Source organism: Mycolicibacterium sp. ND9-15 (genome assembly GCF_035918395.1).
Lineage (GTDB): Bacteria > Actinomycetota > Actinomycetes > Mycobacteriales > Mycobacteriaceae > Mycobacterium.
The window spans coordinates 3,764,404-3,781,395 of the sequence record NZ_CP142362.1 but is presented as its reverse complement, the minus strand read 5'-3'; the positions used below and the strand labels follow the sequence as shown (position 1 = coordinate 3,781,395).

General features: G+C 66.6%; 21 protein-coding genes and 1 pseudogene. 12 read left to right on the top strand and 10 right to left on the bottom strand.

Translation table 11 applies throughout. The features are described from left to right. Positions 1 to 93: 93 nt before the first annotated feature. The 4 genes and pseudogenes from QGN32_RS18030 to QGN32_RS18015 all read left to right on the top strand — a co-directional run bounded on the left by QGN32_RS18030 (position 94) and on the right by QGN32_RS18015 (position 3,737). On the top strand, positions 94 to 390 hold the full coding sequence (locus QGN32_RS18030) for a DUF732 domain-containing protein (RefSeq protein WP_326545670.1): 297 nt from the start codon (positions 94 to 96) through the stop codon (positions 388 to 390). Between the two features lie 125 nt (positions 391 to 515). Continuing rightward, a complete protein-coding gene (locus QGN32_RS18025) occupies positions 516 to 857 on the top strand; it encodes a DUF485 domain-containing protein (protein ID WP_442791846.1) in 342 nt (113 codons plus the stop codon). After that, positions 854 to 2,498 (top strand): annotated as a pseudogene (locus QGN32_RS18020) (monocarboxylic acid transporter). The gene QGN32_RS18025 and the pseudogene QGN32_RS18020 overlap by 4 nt, the downstream one beginning before the upstream one ends. 129 nt (positions 2,499 to 2,627) lie before the next feature. Beyond that, positions 2,628 to 3,737, top strand: coding sequence for an MFS transporter (locus QGN32_RS18015; RefSeq protein ID WP_326549131.1), 1,110 nt, complete (start codon positions 2,628 to 2,630; stop codon positions 3,735 to 3,737). A 58-nt stretch (positions 3,738 to 3,795) separates the two neighbouring features. On the opposite strand, the gene QGN32_RS18010 is transcribed toward QGN32_RS18015, so the two are convergent. From QGN32_RS18010 to QGN32_RS18000, 3 genes are all read right to left on the bottom strand, one after another. Continuing rightward, positions 3,796 to 4,206 (bottom strand): hemophore-related protein, encoded by a 411-nt coding sequence (locus QGN32_RS18010; protein WP_326545668.1) that lies wholly within the window; start codon positions 4,204 to 4,206, stop codon positions 3,796 to 3,798. Between the two features lie 158 nt (positions 4,207 to 4,364). After that, complete coding sequence (locus QGN32_RS18005; protein WP_326545667.1) at positions 4,365 to 4,532, bottom strand: DUF5302 domain-containing protein; 168 nt, start codon at positions 4,530 to 4,532, stop codon at positions 4,365 to 4,367. Positions 4,533 to 4,575: 43 nt separating this feature from the next. Then, positions 4,576 to 5,019, bottom strand: coding sequence for a PPOX class F420-dependent oxidoreductase (locus QGN32_RS18000; RefSeq protein WP_326545666.1), 444 nt, complete (start codon positions 5,017 to 5,019; stop codon positions 4,576 to 4,578). Between the two features lie 30 nt (positions 5,020 to 5,049). Between QGN32_RS18000 and QGN32_RS17995 the strand changes: the two genes are divergently transcribed. The 3 genes from QGN32_RS17995 to QGN32_RS17985 are packed head-to-tail and all read left to right on the top strand — an operon-like array spanning position 5,050 to position 6,565. Next, positions 5,050 to 5,187, top strand: coding sequence for a hypothetical protein (locus QGN32_RS17995; RefSeq protein WP_326545665.1), 138 nt, complete (start codon positions 5,050 to 5,052; stop codon positions 5,185 to 5,187). Next, positions 5,187 to 5,726 carry a DUF1697 domain-containing protein gene (locus tag QGN32_RS17990; protein WP_326545664.1) on the top strand — a complete coding sequence of 180 codons (540 nt, stop codon included), beginning with the start codon at positions 5,187 to 5,189 and terminating at the stop codon, positions 5,724 to 5,726. The genes QGN32_RS17995 and QGN32_RS17990 overlap by 1 nt, the downstream gene beginning before the upstream one ends. Beyond that, entirely contained in the window at positions 5,723 to 6,565 is an 843-nt protein-coding gene (locus QGN32_RS17985; RefSeq protein ID WP_326545663.1) for a class I SAM-dependent methyltransferase, read from the top strand. The genes QGN32_RS17990 and QGN32_RS17985 overlap by 4 nt, the downstream gene beginning before the upstream one ends. Before the next feature lie 17 nt (positions 6,566 to 6,582). Here the strand turns inward: QGN32_RS17985 and QGN32_RS17980 are convergent, their stop codons facing one another. Further along, positions 6,583 to 6,948, bottom strand: coding sequence for an Rv1152 family transcriptional regulator (locus QGN32_RS17980; protein ID WP_326545662.1), 366 nt, complete (start codon positions 6,946 to 6,948; stop codon positions 6,583 to 6,585). A gap of 36 nt (positions 6,949 to 6,984) precedes the next feature. Between QGN32_RS17980 and QGN32_RS17975 the strand changes: the two genes are divergently transcribed. Next, entirely contained in the window at positions 6,985 to 7,698 is a 714-nt protein-coding gene (locus tag QGN32_RS17975; RefSeq protein ID WP_326545661.1) for an NAD-dependent deacylase, read from the top strand. A 137-nt stretch (positions 7,699 to 7,835) separates the two neighbouring features. Next, positions 7,836 to 8,267 carry a DUF4189 domain-containing protein gene (locus tag QGN32_RS17970; RefSeq protein ID WP_326545660.1) on the top strand — a complete coding sequence of 144 codons (432 nt, stop codon included), beginning with the start codon at positions 7,836 to 7,838 and terminating at the stop codon, positions 8,265 to 8,267. A 329-nt stretch (positions 8,268 to 8,596) separates the two neighbouring features. Here QGN32_RS17970 and QGN32_RS17965 read toward each other — a convergent pair whose 3' ends face one another. The 3 genes from QGN32_RS17965 to QGN32_RS17955 are packed head-to-tail and all read right to left on the bottom strand — an operon-like array spanning position 8,597 to position 12,175. Beyond that, a complete protein-coding gene (locus QGN32_RS17965; protein ID WP_326545659.1) occupies positions 8,597 to 9,235 on the bottom strand; it encodes a class I SAM-dependent methyltransferase in 639 nt (212 codons plus the stop codon). Further along, positions 9,216 to 9,896, bottom strand: a complete 681-nt coding sequence (locus QGN32_RS17960) for a TetR/AcrR family transcriptional regulator (protein WP_326545658.1) — start codon at positions 9,894 to 9,896, stop codon at positions 9,216 to 9,218. Before QGN32_RS17960 ends, QGN32_RS17965 begins: the two co-directional genes overlap by 20 nt. Further along, positions 9,893 to 12,175, bottom strand: coding sequence for an MMPL family transporter (locus tag QGN32_RS17955; protein ID WP_326545657.1), 2,283 nt, complete (start codon positions 12,173 to 12,175; stop codon positions 9,893 to 9,895). The genes QGN32_RS17960 and QGN32_RS17955 overlap by 4 nt, the downstream gene beginning before the upstream one ends. A 77-nt stretch (positions 12,176 to 12,252) precedes the next feature. Here QGN32_RS17955 and QGN32_RS17950 point away from each other — a divergent pair, with 77 nt between their 5' ends. Together QGN32_RS17950 and QGN32_RS17945 are read left to right on the top strand one after the other, a co-directional pair. Further along, entirely contained in the window at positions 12,253 to 12,726 is a 474-nt protein-coding gene (locus QGN32_RS17950; RefSeq protein ID WP_326549130.1) for a DoxX family protein, read from the top strand. A 117-nt stretch (positions 12,727 to 12,843) separates the two neighbouring features. Continuing rightward, on the top strand, positions 12,844 to 12,975 hold the full coding sequence (locus QGN32_RS17945) for a hypothetical protein (RefSeq protein WP_326545656.1): 132 nt from the start codon (positions 12,844 to 12,846) through the stop codon (positions 12,973 to 12,975). Positions 12,976 to 13,075: 100 nt separating this feature from the next. On the opposite strand, the gene QGN32_RS17940 is transcribed toward QGN32_RS17945, so the two are convergent. Genes QGN32_RS17940 through QGN32_RS17930 form a run of 3 tightly spaced genes read right to left on the bottom strand, consistent with a single transcriptional unit; the run spans position 13,076 to position 15,966 of the window. Continuing rightward, the gene (locus tag QGN32_RS17940; RefSeq protein ID WP_326545655.1) at positions 13,076 to 14,074 is read right to left on the bottom strand and encodes an NAD(P)H-dependent flavin oxidoreductase; all 999 of its coding nucleotides are present in this window, start codon (positions 14,072 to 14,074) and stop codon (positions 13,076 to 13,078) included. 28 nt (positions 14,075 to 14,102) lie between these two features. Continuing rightward, positions 14,103 to 14,855, bottom strand: coding sequence for a 3-hydroxyacyl-CoA dehydrogenase (locus QGN32_RS17935; RefSeq protein WP_326545654.1), 753 nt, complete (start codon positions 14,853 to 14,855; stop codon positions 14,103 to 14,105). 19 nt (positions 14,856 to 14,874) lie between these two features. Further along, entirely contained in the window at positions 14,875 to 15,966 is a 1,092-nt protein-coding gene (locus tag QGN32_RS17930; RefSeq protein WP_326545653.1) for a CaiB/BaiF CoA transferase family protein, read from the bottom strand. 88 nt (positions 15,967 to 16,054) lie between these two features. Between QGN32_RS17930 and QGN32_RS17925 the strand changes: the two genes are divergently transcribed. Continuing rightward, positions 16,055 to 16,876, top strand: coding sequence for an enoyl-CoA hydratase (locus QGN32_RS17925; RefSeq protein WP_326545652.1), 822 nt, complete (start codon positions 16,055 to 16,057; stop codon positions 16,874 to 16,876). The last annotated feature ends 116 nt before the right edge of the window (positions 16,877 to 16,992 follow it).

The following is a 16,992-nucleotide window of genomic DNA, read 5'->3' as shown; positions in this document are numbered from 1 at the left end:
CTCTCGGGCATGGGGCGATCTGGCCGGTTGGTCTGTGTCGCGGGGGTGTGCCATCGTGGAGTGATCTCGGGTGGACACCCCTAGGAGACGGACATGAGACGGGTCATCACACCTCTTGTTGCCGCGTTCGTTGCGGCCGTTGCCTTGGCCGGCGCGGCCCAAGCGGTGCCGGACCAGGGCACACCGGCATTCGACGAATACCTACAGGGCCTGCAACGCAATGGCTACCACCTGAATCCAGATACCGCGTGGCGCGTTGCGCACCAGGCGTGTATTGGCGGCATACCCGGATACATCGGTCTGGAACTGGCTGCTCAGGGCGTTGTCGGACCCGGGGCACAGCAGCGCGTCATGGACGTGGCCAGGAAGTACGCCTGCCCCGTCCAGTAGTTTCGGCACGCCGCCGGGCCGGCTCCCGGGTTTGGCCTTAAAGTTGCCTGGCAATCAGCTGAGTGTCGCGAGCACCATCCTTGCGCGCACGACTACGTCACGATGGGGAGTGGGCGGTGTCCGAGATACGACAATCACCTTCGGACACCCCGGTCAGCGGCGTCGAGTATCGAGCCGTACAGGCCAGCCCGGAGTTTCAGGAACTGCGAAGTAGGCTGCGCCGCTTCGTCTTCCCGATGAGCGCGTTGTTCCTGGTGTGGTATTCCGCGTACGTGATGCTGGGCGCGTTCGCCCGTGAGTTCATGGCGATCAAGGTGTGGGGCGACATCAACGTCGGGCTGCTGATCGGACTCGGCCAGTTCGTCTCCACGTTCGTCATCACCGGGCTGTACGTGCGCTTCGCGAACCGCGAGCTGGACCCGCGGGCCGAGGCTGTCCGCGCCGAGCTGGAAGGCGGCGCGGCATGACCACGGTGCTCGCCGCCGACCCGACCATCGGCAACCCGGTCGCCAACATCGGCATTTTCGGGTTGTTCGTCGCGGTGACGCTCTACATCGTGATCCGTGCGAGCAAGAAGAACGCCACCGCCGCCGAATTCTTCACGGCGGGAAGGTCATTCACCGGTCCGCAGAACGGCATCGCGATCTCCGGCGACTACCTGTCGGCCGCCAGCTTCCTCGGCATCGCGGGCGCCATCGCGGTCTACGGCTACGACGGCTTCCTCTACTCCATCGGCTTCCTGGTGGCCTGGCTGGTAGCGCTGCTGCTGGTCGCCGAATTACTGCGCAACGCAGGCAAATTCACCATGGCCGACGTGCTGAGCTTCCGCCTCAAGCAGCGCCCGGTGCGGCTCGCCGCCGCCACCACGACGCTGGCCGTCTGCCTGTTCTATCTGCTGGCCCAGATGGCGGGCGCCGGCGGGCTGGTCGCCTTGCTGCTCGACGTCACCAGTGATCTCGGCCAAGCCGTTGTCATCGCCGTCGTCGGCGTGCTGATGATCGTCTATGTGCTGATCGGCGGCATGAAGGGCACCACCTGGGTGCAGATCATCAAGGCCGTGCTGTTGATCGGTGGTACCGCGCTGATGACGGTGTGGGTGCTCACCAAGTTCGGGGCGAACTTCTCCGAGGTCCTCGGCGCCGCGGAGTCGGCGGTCTCGGGGTCGGCCAACGAGGCCGTCGCCGACCGAGACGTGCTGGCACCCGGCGCGCAGTACGGTGTCTCGCTGACATCGCAGATCAACTTCATCTCGCTGGCGCTGGCGCTGGTGCTGGGCACTGCGGGTCTGCCGCACGTGCTGATGCGGTTCTACACGGTGCCGACCGCCAAGGAGGCGCGCCGTTCGGTGGTCTGGGCGATCGCGTTGATCGGTGCGTTCTACCTGTTCACCCTCGCCCTCGGCTACGGCGCCGCGGCACTCGTCGGCCCCGACGCCATCCTGGCCGCGCCCGGCGGGCAGAACTCGGCGGCGCCGCTGCTGGCGTTCGAACTCGGCGGGGTGATCCTACTGGGCATCATCTCGGCCGTCGCGTTCGCGACGATCCTCGCGGTGGTCGCGGGCCTGACCATCACGGCGGCGACGTCGTTCGCCCACGACATCTACGCCAGCGTAGTGCGAAGCGCCCACGGAAAAGGCGCAGTCTCCGAGGAACGAACAGGTACGGGTATCGCGGATCACCGTCGTGGTGCTCGGTGTGTTCGCGATCGGCCTGGGCGTCCTGGCCGCCGAGCAGAACATTGCGTTCCTGGTCGCGCTGGCGTTCGCGGTGGCCGCCGCGGCGAACCTGCCGACGATCCTGTATTCGCTGTACTGGGCGCGCTTCAACACCCGCGGCGCGCTGTGGAGCATGTACGGCGGGCTCATCTGCACGATCGTGTTGATCGTCTTCTCCCCAGCCGTATCGGGTTCCAAGACCGCGATGCTGCCCAGCGTCGACTTCGCCTGGTTCCCGCTGGCCAACCCCGGCATCGTGTCGATCCCGCTGGCCTTCCTGCTCGGCATCATCGGCACGCTGACCTCCTGCGATCGCGGGGATCCAGACATCAACGCCGAGTTCGAGGTCCGCTCGCTGACCGGCTTCGGCGCCGAGAAAGCGGTCACACAATGACCTGATCGAGGATTAGGGTGCCCGCCAACGTGGTTATCAACAAGCGTGCTTGACGCCGCCCCGGCGGGTTCCCCTGCGACGGCCCGCCGCCTGGCCTTCCCACTGCTGGCCTACAGCTTCGCCGCGATCATGTTCGGCACCACGATGCCGACGCCGATGTACGCGCTCTACGGCGAGCAGATGAACTTCTCGGTGGTGATCACCACGGTGATCTATGCGGCCTACGCGGGCGGCGTCCTGTTCGCGCTGCTGGCGTTCGGACGGTGGTCCGACGTGATCGGCAGGCGGCCACTGCTCCTGGGCGGCGTGGCCGCGGCGTTGATCAGCGCCGGGGTGTTTCTGGCGGCGGATTCGCTGCCGCTGCTGCTCGTCGGCCGCGTGTTCTCCGGACTGTCGGCGGGCGTCTTCACCGGAACGGCCACCGCCGCCGTCATCGAAGCCGCCCCGCCCCACTGGCGCACCAGGGCGGCGGCGGTCGCGACCGTCGCCAACGTCGGGGGCCTCGGAGCGGGTCCGATGGTGGCCGGCTTGCTCGTGGAGTACGCGCCGCAACCGCTGCACTTGAGCTTCGTCGTGCACATCGTTCTGGCGAGCCTGGCTGGTGTGGCGGTACTGCGGGTGCCGGAGACATCGCCGCGTTCCGGGCGGATCGCCCTACAGCGTCTGTCGGTGCCCTCCCAGGTGCGCTCGGTGTTCATCATCGCGGCGATCGCCGGGTTCGCCGGGTTCGCCGTGACGGGCCTGTTCGCCGCCGTGGCGCCATCTTTCGTGGTCGATGTCATCGGCATCGACAACCAGGCACTGGCCGGACTCATCGCCGGCTCGATCTTCGCCGCGTCCGCCATCACCCAGGTCGTCACCAACTCCATGGCGCCGCAGCGGGCGCTCGCGGCCGGATGCGGGATCCTGGTGGCCGGTATGACGACTCTGGCTGTGGCGCTACAGCTTTCGTCGTTGACCGGGCTCATCGCCGCTGCCGTCGTGTCGGGCATCGGGCAGGGCATGAGCTTCAGCCGCGGCCTTGCCGCCATCTCCGAACACAGCCCGCCCGAGCGCCGCGCCGAGGTCAACTCGACTTATTTCGTCATCGGCTACGTGGCGATCTCGCTACCCGTCGTCGGCGAGGGCCTGGCGGCGCAGGAATGGGGGTTGCGCACGGCGGGCGTCAGTTTCGCGGCGATAGTGGCAATCCTGGCGCTGGCGTGCCTCATCGGAATCATGACGCAGAATCGCGCCTGATCGGGTCTGCCATCGAGACACGCTGCGCCGGTCGATCACCGAAAAGACGCGGGCCGACCTACCGTCCGGGGCCCATCGGACCAGGACCCATACCCCCCGGACCCATGCCGGGATGCATGGGCAGGCCGCACCTGGTGCTCAGATCCTGAACCGGCTGGTGGATGTTTCGGAAAGCGGCCGCCACGTCGGGATGGGAATCGGCGTAGGACTTGATCACGTCGTGTCGCTCCTGAGGAGTGGCGCGGCCCCTGGCGTCGACGAACACCTGCTGGACATCTGGGCGCGAGTCCAGATAGTCGGCCATCTGCGTCATCGCGGCGGCGTGCGCACGCATCACTGCTGCCGGGGAACAGGGGTCCGGATTCGGCTGGGCGCTCGCTGCGCCGGCGACCGCCAGTGCCATCGCTGCGGCGACGCCCGCAGCGGCCAGGAACCGCGGCGCGCGTCCGCCCGTGTGTCGTTGTTCCACTGCCATCACTCCTTTTCATCGCTGTTACTGATAAACACCTACGGCATTCCGCGCAATGAATGGTTTGAAACGTCCGAATGCGCTGGACGGCCGGTGGGCGCCCCTCGTCCCCGCTCAGGCCGGGTGCCCGGCGCGAATTCCGTCGGCGAGACGTCCGACTAGCCGCTCTTGCGGCGGAACTCGCGGCGATTCTCGACGGGCCCGTGGGCCCGTGGCTGCTTGGCGCCACCGTCCTTGTGGGCGGCACCCCCAGCCGCATGAGCCTTCTTCCGCTCCAGCGCTTCCCGGAACTTGCGTTTGGTGTCGTCTTCCGGTGACTCGGCCATAGACGGCAGCCTAGCCCGTCCAGCCCACAGCCGTCGCCTGCTTTTAACGTGTGCCCGGTGGCATGCCGTAGACGTGGCTGATCGGCAGCGTCATCACCACCCGCCGGTCATCGACCATCGCACGTCGGTAGTCATCCCAGTCGGGATGCTCGCCGGCGATGTTGCGGTACAAGGCGATCAGCGCTTCAACGGTGTCGTCGTCCGGCGCCGATGCGGGAGGGGTGAGGACCGCGTCACCCTCAGCGACCGCGTAGGCCCAGCCGTCGTCCGAGCTGACGTGGATCGAGGCACGTGGGTCACGCCGCAGATTGCGGGTCTTGGCCCGCGGTTCGGTGATCGACACCTGGATCGTCATCGCGCGTGAATCGAAGTGGTAAGACACGTTCGACAGCTGAGGCCGGCCGTCGCGTTTGATGGTCGCCAGGACGCCCAGTGAGTTCCCGCCGATCAGCGCGAGCAGCTTGTCATCGAACACGTGACGCCCCATGTGCCGAGCCTACGTCTCTACCATCGACATGTGACCGGCCCAGCACCTCGAGTCGACGGCAATGTTCTCGAAGGCGTCTCCGCGACTGCATTGTGGGCGCTGTACTTGGACCGCGTCGGAGTCCTGCGCCGGGGCCGGCCGAGCTTCACCCTTCTGGAGTTCGGCTGATGACGCGCTACGCCGCGTTCCTGCGCGGGGTCAACGTCGGCGGAGTCAATCTCAAGATGGCCGACGTCGCGAAGGCCTTCGAGGACGTGGGATTCGCCTCTGTACGAACAATTCTCGCCAGTGGCAACGTCCTGTTCGAGAGCAGGTGGGGAGTCGACGCGGTGCGCGAGAAAGCGGAGAAGACGCTGCGCGATGCCTTCGGTTACGACGCCTGGGTGCTGGCCTATCCCATCGAGGCGGTGGCCGCGATCTCCCAGGCCTACCCTTTCGAGCGGGAGGTCCCCGGACACCACTCGTACGTGACGTTCGTGACCGACGAACGGGTTCTCGACGAACTCGCCGGCCTGGCCGAGGACGCCGCGCCCGAGGAGAAGACAGAGCGCGGCGACGGGGTCGTCTATTGGCAGGTGCCCAGGACCACGACGCTGAACAGCACCGTCGGCAAGACCATGGGCAAGAAGCGCTACAAGTCGTCGACCACCACCAGGAACCTGCGCACGCTGGACAAAGTCCTGCGCTGGGTAGATTCGGACGGGTGAGCTCCGAACCCACTACGAAAGCAGACGCCACCGCGCTGACCGGCGTCTCCGAGACCGCGCTGCTGACGCTGAACGTGCGGGCGACGGAGGCCCGTCGACCCGATTCACTCATCGAGGACCCGATGGCGATTCGGCTCGTCGACTCCATCGACTTCGACTTCGCCAAGTTCGGTCGATCGCGACGCCAGGACGTGGCGGCGCGCGCGTTGGCCTTCGACCGCGAGGCGCGTCGCTACCTCGGCGATCATCCGCGCGCGACCGTCGTGGCGCTCGCCGAAGGTCTGCAGACCAGCTTCTACCGCCTCGACGCGGCCGATGTGGGGCATGAATTCCGTTGGCTTACCGTGGATCTGCCGCCGATCATCGAGCTGCGGCGTGAGCTGCTGCCCGCATCGGACCGGGTGCGGATGCTCGCCCAGTCGGCGCTCGACTTCAGCTGGATGGATCAGGTCGACACCGAACACGGCGTTTTCATCACCGCCGAAGGACTGCTGATGTACCTGCAACCGCAGCAGGCGCTCGACCTGATCGCGCAGTGCGCCGCCCACTTCCCCGGTGGACAGATGATGTTCGAGCTGCCGCCTGCCTGGTTTGCACGGCTGATCAGCCGAGGCCTGTTACGGCCCTCGTTGGGCTACCGGGTTCCGCCGATGCCGTTCTATATGACGCCGTCGCAGGTCGCCGACCTCGTCAACGAGATCCCCGGCATCCGCGCAGTGCATGACGTGACCTTGCCGCCCTTACGCGGCAAGGTGCTGAACGCGCTGATGTGGGGCGCGCAACGACTTCGGTGGTTCGATTCCGTGCGAGCGGTCTTGACAGTGCTCGAATTCGGCTGAGTCCAGCGCCCGGGGAGTCAACCGAACGCCGACTCCACGTACCGCAGCGCGTCGTCCTTGGCCACGCCGAGCGCCTTGGCCGCCGAGACGAACGTGTTCGCGGCCGTGGCCATCGCCGCGTCCGCCGGGTCCGCGCGTGCAACGAATGTGCCGAAACGGCCGCGGGTTTCGAGGATGCCCGCCGACTCCAGCTCGCGATATGCGCGCGCCACCGTGTTCACCGCGAGACCGAGCTGCCCGGCCAGTTGGCGCACCGTCGGCAACCGGGTACCCGGCACCAGCCTGCCGTCCCGCACACCGTCGATGATCTGCGTCCTGAGCTGGTCGAACAAGGCGCCCGACGAGCGCTGGTCGATGCGCACCCAATCCCCCAATTCGGCCACGTGCCCAGTATTGCCCACACCGGCTAGTTTGGTCGTGTGAAGGTAACGGTCCTCAGCGGTGCGGGCATCTCGGCCGAAAGCGGGGTCCCGACGTTCCGCGACGCCGAAACCGGGCTGTGGGCGAAAGTCGACCCTTACGAAATCTCCAGTTCGGAGGGGTGGCGAGCAAACCCCGAGAAAGTGTGGGCCTGGTATCTGTGGCGGCACTACATGATGGGCTCGGTGCAACCCAACAACGGCCACCGGGCCATCGCGGCCTGGCAGGACTACGCCGACGTGCACGTCGTCACCCAGAACGTCGACGACCTGCATGAGCGCGCGGGCAGCAGGAACGTCTACCACCTGCACGGCAGCCTGTTCGAATTCCGCTGCGATCGTTGCCACGCGGTCTTCGGCGGTGATCTACCGGCCATGCCGGAGCCGGTGGAGACCGTCGACCCGCCGCGCTGCGTATGCGGCGGACTCATCCGGCCCAACGTGGTCTGGTTCGGCGAGGCGCTGCCCGAGGATGCATGGCAACGGTCGGTCGAGGCGGTCAGCGACGCCGACCTCGTGATCGTGGTCGGTACCTCCTCGATCGTCTACCCCGCCGCGGGCCTGCCCGACATCGCACTCGCCAACGGCGCCGTCGTGATCGAGGTGAACCCGGAACGCACACCGCTGTCCGACGCCGCGACGGTATCGCTGCGGGAGACTGCAGCGGGCGCACTGCCCAACCTGCTACAGCGCCTGCCCGCCCTGCTCGGCTAGCCGGGATCTGCTCAACGTCAGGATCGCCCCACCCGGGGACCAACCGGCGGAGAAGATCAAATCCGTCGTTGTCGAAGTGTCAAGATCAGCGCGCTGTAATATCCTCCCTCTAAACTTTGTTGACGAGAGGGACCGCAATGGTCAATACCCGTTTGGTTTCGGTGATCGCGGCTGCGGGCCTTATCGGCGCGGGAATCACGGCTGGCACCGCTTGGGCGGGCGGCCCGGGTGGAGTGGTCGAGGACCCCGAGGACATCTCCGCGGCTGTCGGTACCGGGCTGTTCGATGGCGCCCTGGTGGGTTTCACCGCGACGGGCGACACCAACGAGGAGGCCTCGGCCGCCGTGGTCGCGCAATGCCAGAGCGCCGGTGGCGTCGAGTGCACCAGCGACGAGGTCACCAACGATAATCTGTGCATCGTATCCGTCGCTGATGACATCAGCGATGTAGTGGCCGGCGGCGCCGGAGCGACTGTCGAGGCTGCGCGTGCGGACGCGTTCAATCGGGCGGCGGCCCACAACACGCCACTGGATCCGTCCGCTTCGGTTGTCATATCGGCCTGCCCCTGATGGCTGACCGGATGTCAGGTCGTGCGGCGCATGACCATTTCGCTATCGCGGTAGTACCCCCAAGGGGAAGGACATAGTAATGCGTCGCATTAACCCAGCACTGCTGATGGTGAGTTTGGTTGTGATAACCGGTATTTCGGCTCCAACCGCCGATGCGCGACCGACCTGCCAGACTACGGATACCAAGTCCATCTGCCAGACCAACGGCAGCGTGTCGATCAAGACGAGGCCGGGAACGGTGGCACCCCCCGCGAACCAACCCCAGCTTCCGTTCGGGATGGGAAGCGGCGTGCCTGGTCGTCGGCGATCGTAGCCACCTTCGGCACAAATCACACGGGCTTGACCGCACGTCCGATCGCGAATTCGGCGACTGGCAGCGGCAGCCATCGCGGCATTGTCCATTCCCGCCGAGCGCCGGACACCGCGAAACCCGCGCCGACGATGCTGTCCTCGGTGTTGCGGTGAGTGTGGCAGTTTCCGAACAGCCGCGGCCACACCGTCGCATCGGCGATCTTCTGCAGGCGCGCCCGGCCGCCGGCGCTGGCGATGTGCTCGAGGTAGCGGAGTTCACCACCCGGACGTAGCAACGAATGTAGCTGTTGCAGAACGAGATTTGGATTTTCGATCGAACACAGCACCAGTGAGCAGACCACGGCGTCGAACGGCTCATTACCGGCCGCCAGGAACTGCTCGACCGTGCCGGTGCTCACGGTGACCGGGACAGGCGCGGCCGCCGCGGCCCGCTGGGCGTGTCCGGCGAGGAGGCGCTCCGGTTCGACGGCCACCACCTCGGTCACCGTGTCGGGATAAAACTCGAAATTCGTCCCGGTGCCCGCACCGACCTCCAGTATCCGGCCGGACAGGCCTGCGAGGTTCTCCCTTCGCAGGCGCCGGATGGCATCGGTCTCGTGCGTGGACATCACCGTCCACAGCCTCGCGAAAAACGGGTTATCGACCGTGTTCGACATTGAGTAGTCCCTTCAATTGAGCGACGGTTTCCGGCGGCGGCGCGTCCGGGTCGACCGCACCCTTCGTGATGTGCCCGAGACACACCGCGGTCAGTACGCGGTCGGCGAAGTCTTCCATATCGCCCCACGGCAGATACGGCTTGGAGATCAGCATGGCGGCCACCCCGTGCGCGACGGTCATCAACTCTAGCGCTGTCGCCGTCGAGTCGCCCGGCGGATAGATGCCCTCCGCCATCAGCTTCTCGACCGTGGCGCGCAGGTGCACGAACGCCGAGCTGTTCAACGCCATATCCATGTCGCTGCCCGGGCGACTCTCCCCCATCGTGGCAACGCGGTACAGCTCAGGAGTTTTCATCGCGAACCGGACGTACTCCAGACCCTGGGCTCGCAGGACCTCGATGGTCGACGGCTGCCTCGCCGCCACACTTTGCATCTCCTCGTCGAGTTTCTCGAAGTACCGTGCGCACACCGCGTCGAGCAGGGCGTCCTTGTCGGCGAAGTGCAGATAGATCGACGGCGGCGTGACCCCGACGCGCTGTGCCACGGACCGGATCGACACCTCCTTCACATGGCCGGTCTCAAGCAGCAAGTCTGTCGCCGCGTCGAGAATCTCCTCGCGCAACTGTTCGCCGGACCCCCGCGGCGCACGTCGTCGTTTCATCGGGTCCCCGCGGGCTCGGTCGATCTTTCTCCGGCTGCCCGTGAGGATTCGCCGGACTCGCTGAAGCCGATTCGTGCGTGCAGTTTGACCAACGGCTTTGGCGCCCACCAGTTCCAGCGGCCGAGCAGATGCATGAACGCGGGCACCAACGCCATGCGCACCAGTGTGGCATCGACGAGCACCGCGAGGGTCAACCCGACGCCGAACATGCGCATGAACGCCACCTCGGCGGCGATCAGCGCCGCGAACGAGATCGACATGAGCAGCGCCGCAGCCGTGACGACGCGGCCCGTCTTGGCCAGGCCGAGCGCCACGCTCTCGTCATTGCGTACGCGAGCAGATGCCTCCCCGCCGTTTCCTGACTGCAGCCAGAACTCGCGGATCCGCGACACCAGGAAGACCTCGTAGTCCATCGACAACCCGAACGCGATGCAGAACAACAACACCGGCATGTTCGCCACCAACGTCCCGGTCGGTGTGGTGCCCAGTGCGCCGAGGTGGCCCTCCTGGAAGATCCACACCAGTGCCCCGAACGCCGCCGTCAGCGATAAGACGTTGAGCACCAACGCCTTCAGTGGCAGCACCACGCTTCCGGTGAGCAGGAACAGCAGCACGAAGGTGATCACGGCGATCACCCCGAGCACCAGCGGAAGCCGCGAGGTGATCGCCGAGGCACTGTCCCGGTTGACCTGCGCGACCCCGGTGATCAGAACGGGAACGTCGGCGGGAGTGCTCACCGCGTGTAACCGGTCGAGTTGCGCCTCGGAGGCTTCGCTGAACAGCGGCGCGTCGCTGGCGATCGTGAGAAACGCGCTGCCGTCCTTGACGCCGGTCGCGGTCGACGGCGGGCCGACCGGTCTGCCGTCGACGAACGTCCCGCCGGGGGCGGACACCGATGACACGTCGGCAACCCGCGACAGGTTCGCGGCGTAGCGGTCCAGAACCGCGGGCGTGGTCCCGTGGGTGTCGGGTATGACGACCGTGACATTACGCGCGGAGTCGACGGCGAAGTTGTTGCGCAGGTCGTCACCGACCTGTCGTGACGACGCGGACGCGGGCAGCACCCGGTCGTCGGGGAAGCCCCACCGAGCACTGAGGAACGGCGCACCGAGCACCAGCAGCAACGCGACGATCGCGAGCCCGATCGGAACCGCCCGTCGGATCACATATTCCGTGCAGCGGTACCAGAACGTCTGCTCGACGGGCTTGCGCACCGGCTCTGGCCTGCCCAAGAGCCGACGGAAGAACCGTCGCACGTCGAGTGAGTCCAACCGGTCACCGAGCAGCACGATCGCCGCGGGCGCGACCAACACCGCTGCGGTCGCCGCGAATGTCACCACCGCGATTCCCGCGTAGGCGAACGACTTCAGGAAGTACATCGGGAAGAGCACCATTGCGGCCATGGACAGCGCGACCGTCATCGCCGAGAACAAGACCGTGCGCCCTGCCGTCACCATGGTACGAACCAGCGCGCTCTCTCGGTCCACCCCGTCAGCGACCTCGTCGCGGTACCTGCTGATGATCAACAGCGTGTAGTCGATGGCGAGCGCCAAACCCATTGCGACGGAGAGGTTCATCGCGAAGATCGACACGTCGGTGACATAGGTGACCGCTCGCAGCACCGCCATCGAACCCAGGATTGCGAAGCCACCGATGGCCAGCGGCAACGCGGCGGCGAGCAGTCCTCCGAACACCCAGACCAGTGCCACGAAACACAACGGGATCGCGATCGCTTCCATCCTCAGGAGGTCTTTTTCGCTCTGCCCGTTGATCTGCACATAGATCATGGCCTCGCCGCCGGCGCGCACGGCGACGCCGTCGCGGTCGTGCACGAGTCGCTCGGCGAGTTCTTTCGCGTGCTTTTGCGCGCCACTCTCGCCGCCGGTGATTCCGGCGACGATCAACCCCGTCTTGCCATCCGCACTGATCATCGCGGGAGCGGCCGTCGGCGGCGCGGTCCACAACGAACTGACTCCGACGACGAACGGAGCGGTCCGCAGTTCGGCCGCGATCTCCTCCCCGACGGCACGGGCCTTCGCGCTCCGCGCACCGTCGTCGGAGCGCACACTGACGATGAACTCCATATCCCCCTGGCCGAACCTGTCCACCAATAGCTCGGTGGCCTTCGCCGACTCCGACGTCGGGTCCTGAAAGCCGCCGGCGGACAAGTGCTTGGCGACGGGAATCCCGAAGATTCCGCACGCCACCATCACCAGGACCGCGATCGCGATGATGCGCCGAGGCGCTGCGATAGCCAGATTTGCGATTCGTTGCAGCACGCCGCACCCTCTCGGTCCCCGTTGGACTAACGCCGCTAACTTAACAACGGTAAGTCAGTGGCGTCAATGCACTCCTCATCCTGCGGATCGGAGTCGGCGCCGCGATACTGCAGGCCGGCCTGATCAAAGCCCTCGACTTCGGCACCGCGGTCGGCTTCATGGAGTCCGCGGGGTGGCGCCTGCCCGGCCTGGCCGCGGCCATGGTGACCTCGGCCGAGACGCTCGGCGGTCTCGGCTTGATCTTCGGCGCGCTGACGCCGTTCGCGTCTTTCGCGGTGATCGCGGCGATGGTCGATGCCTGGGCGGTCAACGTGTCGGCCTCGGCGTTCTGGTCCGAGCCGTTCAATGCGCCGTTCCTGATCGGCATCGGAGCCACCGCGCTGTTGTTCACCGGCGCCGGCGCTTACTCGCTCGACGCGAAGGTGCTGGGCCGAACGGTCTGGCGGACGCGCATCGCCGTCGGCCTGCTCGTCGCGGCATTCGCCGCCGCGATCCTGACCTGGGTGGCGCTGCTCGGGACGGACCCGATCCACTTCACCGCGCCGAGTTAGCCGCCCAGCAAATCGCTACCGACGGGTATTCCGGGACCCTACCCGGCGGTAATATTGCCACGATATTCCGAATCGTGACTCAATGATTCCTTAGAGCTGAACCCTACTGTCGAGTACATGTGGATCGACGACACCAGTGCCGATGTCATCAAGGTCGACTTCGATGCGCTCTACCACGGCGACGTCCTGGTAGAAGGCGACACTTCGGAGCAGGTCGACGACGAGCACCCCCTGCGCACCGCCGTCTGACCGAACGCGCGCCGAGGGGTCGCGCATTCGCTCCGACGGTTCGGCCGCAGCCCGAGCCGGGTTCCGTGTTGCTTTCTTGTCGAGTCCGCCCGCTAAGTCCTTAAGCCACGTTCTCTTCTTCTTCGTCCGCGATCATGTCGCCGAGCCGGCCGCTGATGATTTCCACGGCTTCGTCGACGATCCGTGCGACCAGTTCACCGCACGTCGGGATGTCGTTGATCAGGCCCATCGCGGTGCCCACACTCCAGATGCCGGCGTCGAGGTCGCCGACCTCGTAGACCTTCACCCCGCGTGAGCCGGCGACCAGGTCCTTGACGTCCTCGAATTGACCGCCCCGGTCGAGGATCTCCACAACCTCACGCGAGACGGCGTTGCTGGCCACCCGGGCGGTGTTGCGCAGCGGCCGGAAGATCAGCTCGGTGTCGAGTTCGGTGCCCGCGACGATCGCTTCCTTGACGTTCTGGTGGATCGCCGACTCGACGGTGCACATGAACCGCGAGCCCATGTTGATGCCGTCGGCCCCCAGCGCCAGCGCGGCCACCAGACCACGGCCGTCGGCGAAGCCGCCGGAGGCGATCATCGGGATGTCGATCTTGGTCGCCGCGGCGGGGATCAGCACCAGACCGGGGATGTCGTCCTCGCCGGGATGGCCCGCGCACTCGAAGCCGTCGATGCTGATGCCGTCGACGCCGAGGCTCTGCGCCTTGACCGCATGCCGCACCGAGGTGCACTTGTGCAGCACCTTGATCCCGTTCTCGTGGAACATCGGCAAGTGCGGCGCCGGGTTGGAGCCCGCGGTCTCGACGATCTTGATGCCGGCGTCGACGATCACCTGGCGGTACTCGTCATAGGGCGGCGGGTTGATCGTCGGCAGGATCGTCAGGTTGACCCCGAACGGCTTGTCGGTCAGCTCACGACACTTGGCGATCTCGCGGGCCAGGTCGGCGGGCGTCGGCTGGGTGAGCGCGGTGATGAACCCCAGCGCACCCGAGTTCGCCACCGCGGCAACGAGTTCCGCGCGGCCAACCCATTGCATCCCACCCTGCACGATGGGGTGCTCGATACCGAACGTCTCGGTGAACTTCGTCGTAATCGTCATCTGTGCTCAATTCTCTTCGCGCAAGCGCTCATCGGGGCGCCATCCGGATCGCGCCGTCGAGGCGGATCACCTCACCGTTGAGCATCGGGTTCTCCACGATGTGCACGGCCAGCGCGCCGTACTCGTCGGGATCACCGAGGCGGGCCGGATGCGGCACCTGCTTGCCCAGCGACGCCTGCGCCTCCTCGGGCAGCGACCCCAGCAGCGGGGTCTTGAACAGTCCCGGCGCGATGGTGACGACGCGGATGAACTCACGCGACAGGTCGCGGGCGATCGGCAGCGTCATCCCGACCACGCCGCCCTTGGACGCCGAGTAGGCGGCCTGACCGATCTGACCCTCGAACGCCGCGACCGAGGCGGTGTTGATGATCACGCCGCGCTCGCCGTCGATGGGTTCTGTCTTGGCGATCCGCTCGGCGCTCAGGCGCAGCACGTTGAAGGTGCCGATCAAATTGACCTCGACGACCTTGCGGAACCCGTCGAGCGGGAACGGGCCGTCCTTGCTCAGTGTCTTGACCGCGTTGCCGATGCCCGCGCAGTTGACGTTGATGCGCAGCGGGCCCATTTTCTCGGCCGCGTCGAGGGCCGCGCTGACCGCGTCGGGGTCGGTCACGTTGGTCTCGACGAACTGGGCCCGCTCGCCGAGTTCTTTGACCGCGTCTTCGCCCTTGAGGTCGATGACGACGACCGACGCGCCCTTGTCGAGCAGGCGCTTGGTGGTGGCCAGGCCGAGGCCCGATGCACCACCGGTGACGACGGCTACGGCGTCCTTGATCTCCACTTATTGAGTTCCTCTCCTGTTACGTCCAGCCCCGTAAGACGGCTTCGGTGTCGGCTCCGGCCGGCCCGGGTGGAGTGGGTGCGTCCGGCGCGCTGCGCGAGAACCGCGGTGCGGGCATCGGCTGCAGATGGTCACCGTCGCGATAGAAGGTGTTGCGTTCGGTGACGTGCGGCTCGGACTCCACCTCGGAGAACGACAGCACCGGCGTCACGCAGGCGTCGCTGCCCGCGAAGACCTTCGCCCAGTGGTCCCGGTCCTTGGAAGCGATGACCCCAGTGAACCGGTCGCGCAGTTCGGGCCAGCGGCCCATGTCGTTCTGGTCCGGCAGGTCTTCACCTTCGATACCGAGACCCTTGAGGAACTCGGCGTAGAACTGCGGCTCGATGCAGCCCACGGCGATGTAGCGGCCGTCGGCGCAGGTGTAGGTGTCGTAGTACGGTGCGCCACCGTCGAGGATGTTGACCCCGCGCTGGTCCACCCACAGCCCGTCCTGCAGGAAGCCCCAGATCATCTGCGCCAGCACGCTGGAGCCGTCGATCATCGCGGCGTCGACCACCTGGCCCTTGCCTGATGTCTGGCGTTCCCATAGCGCGGACAGGATGCCGACGAGCAGGAACATCGAGCCGCCGCCGAAGTCACCGGTCAGGTTCAGCGGTGGAACGGGCCGCTCCCCCGCGCGGCCGATCGAATGCAGCACGCCGTTGAGCGAGATGTAGTTGATGTCGTGGCCGGCCTGCAGGCGGCGGGGTCCGGTCTGGCCCCACCCGGTCATGCGGCCGTAAACCAGCCGCTCGTTGACCTTCGTGCAGTCCTCCGGGCCGAGGCCGAGCCGCTCGGTCACTCCGGGGCGCAACCCCTCGATCAGCACGTCGGCCTTCGCGACGAGCCGCAGCACCAGTTCGCGACCCTCGTCGCTCTTCAGGTCGGCCGCGACGGACCGCCGGTTGCGCAATGCGGCCTCGCGCTTGCTGGTGGGGACGCCGCCGAGCTTGCCCGGCCGCTCGATGCGCACAACATCCGCGCCGAGATCGCCGAGAATCATCGCGGCATGCGGGCCCGGTCCGATGCTCGCGAGCTCGATCACCCGCAGCCCGTGCAGAGGTCCCGCCATGCTTACCGCCCTTCGTTGGACTAACGCTCCCGGATCGCCGACATAGCTTACTTGTATAACCAAGTCGTTCAGACCTAGGGTGCAGGTCATGACATCGCTGGACGCGAACGCCCCGACCTACACCGGTATCGACGCGCTATGGGTCGAACTGGCCGATGGAGTGCTGTCGGTGACTTTGAACCGACCGGACAGCCTCAACTCGCTGACCCAGCCGATGCTCGCCGGCATCGCCGACGCGCTCGATGCGGCGGCCTCCGATCCACGGGTCCGGGTGGTGCGGCTGGGCGGGGCCGGTCGCGGATTCTGCTCAGGGGCGGGCATCAGCGAAGAGGACCACGCCAACCCGGGCGTCAACGGGACACCGGCCGACGTGCTGGACGCCGCCAATCGCGCCGTCCGGTCCATCGTGGCCCTGCCGCAACCGGTGGTGGCCGTGGTGCAGGGCCCGACGGCGGGGGTCGGGGTGTCGCTGGCGTTGGCTTCCGACATCGTATTGGCCTCGGACAGCTCGTTTTTCATGCTCGCGTTCACCAAGATCGGCCTCATGCCCGACGGCGGCGCGTCAGCGTTGGTGGCCGCGGCGATCGGACGCATCCGCGCCACCCGGATGGCGCTGCTGGCTGAACGCATCCCGGCCGATCAGGCCTACGACTGGGGCCTGGTGACCGCGGTGTATCCCGCCGACGAGTTCGACGCCGAGGTGGACAAGGTGATCGCCACGCTGGTGTCGGGTCCCGCAGTGGCCCTGCGGAAGACGAAGCACGCGATCAACGCCGCCACCCTCACCGAGTTCGAAGGCGCACTCGAGCGCGAGAAGCAGGGCCAGTTGGCGCTGTTGAACTCGTACGACTTCCGCGAAGGCACCAAGGCGTTCCAGCAGCGCCGCCAGGCCGACTTCTCCGACTTCTGACCTTCTCCTTCTGCGCGAGCGACCGTGTTTGCACCGCGGCACGCCGCGGATGCGCGTACAAACCCGGTCACTCGCGCAGGAAAATCGGTGGACTCGCCGCCCGCGCGTCGGCGACC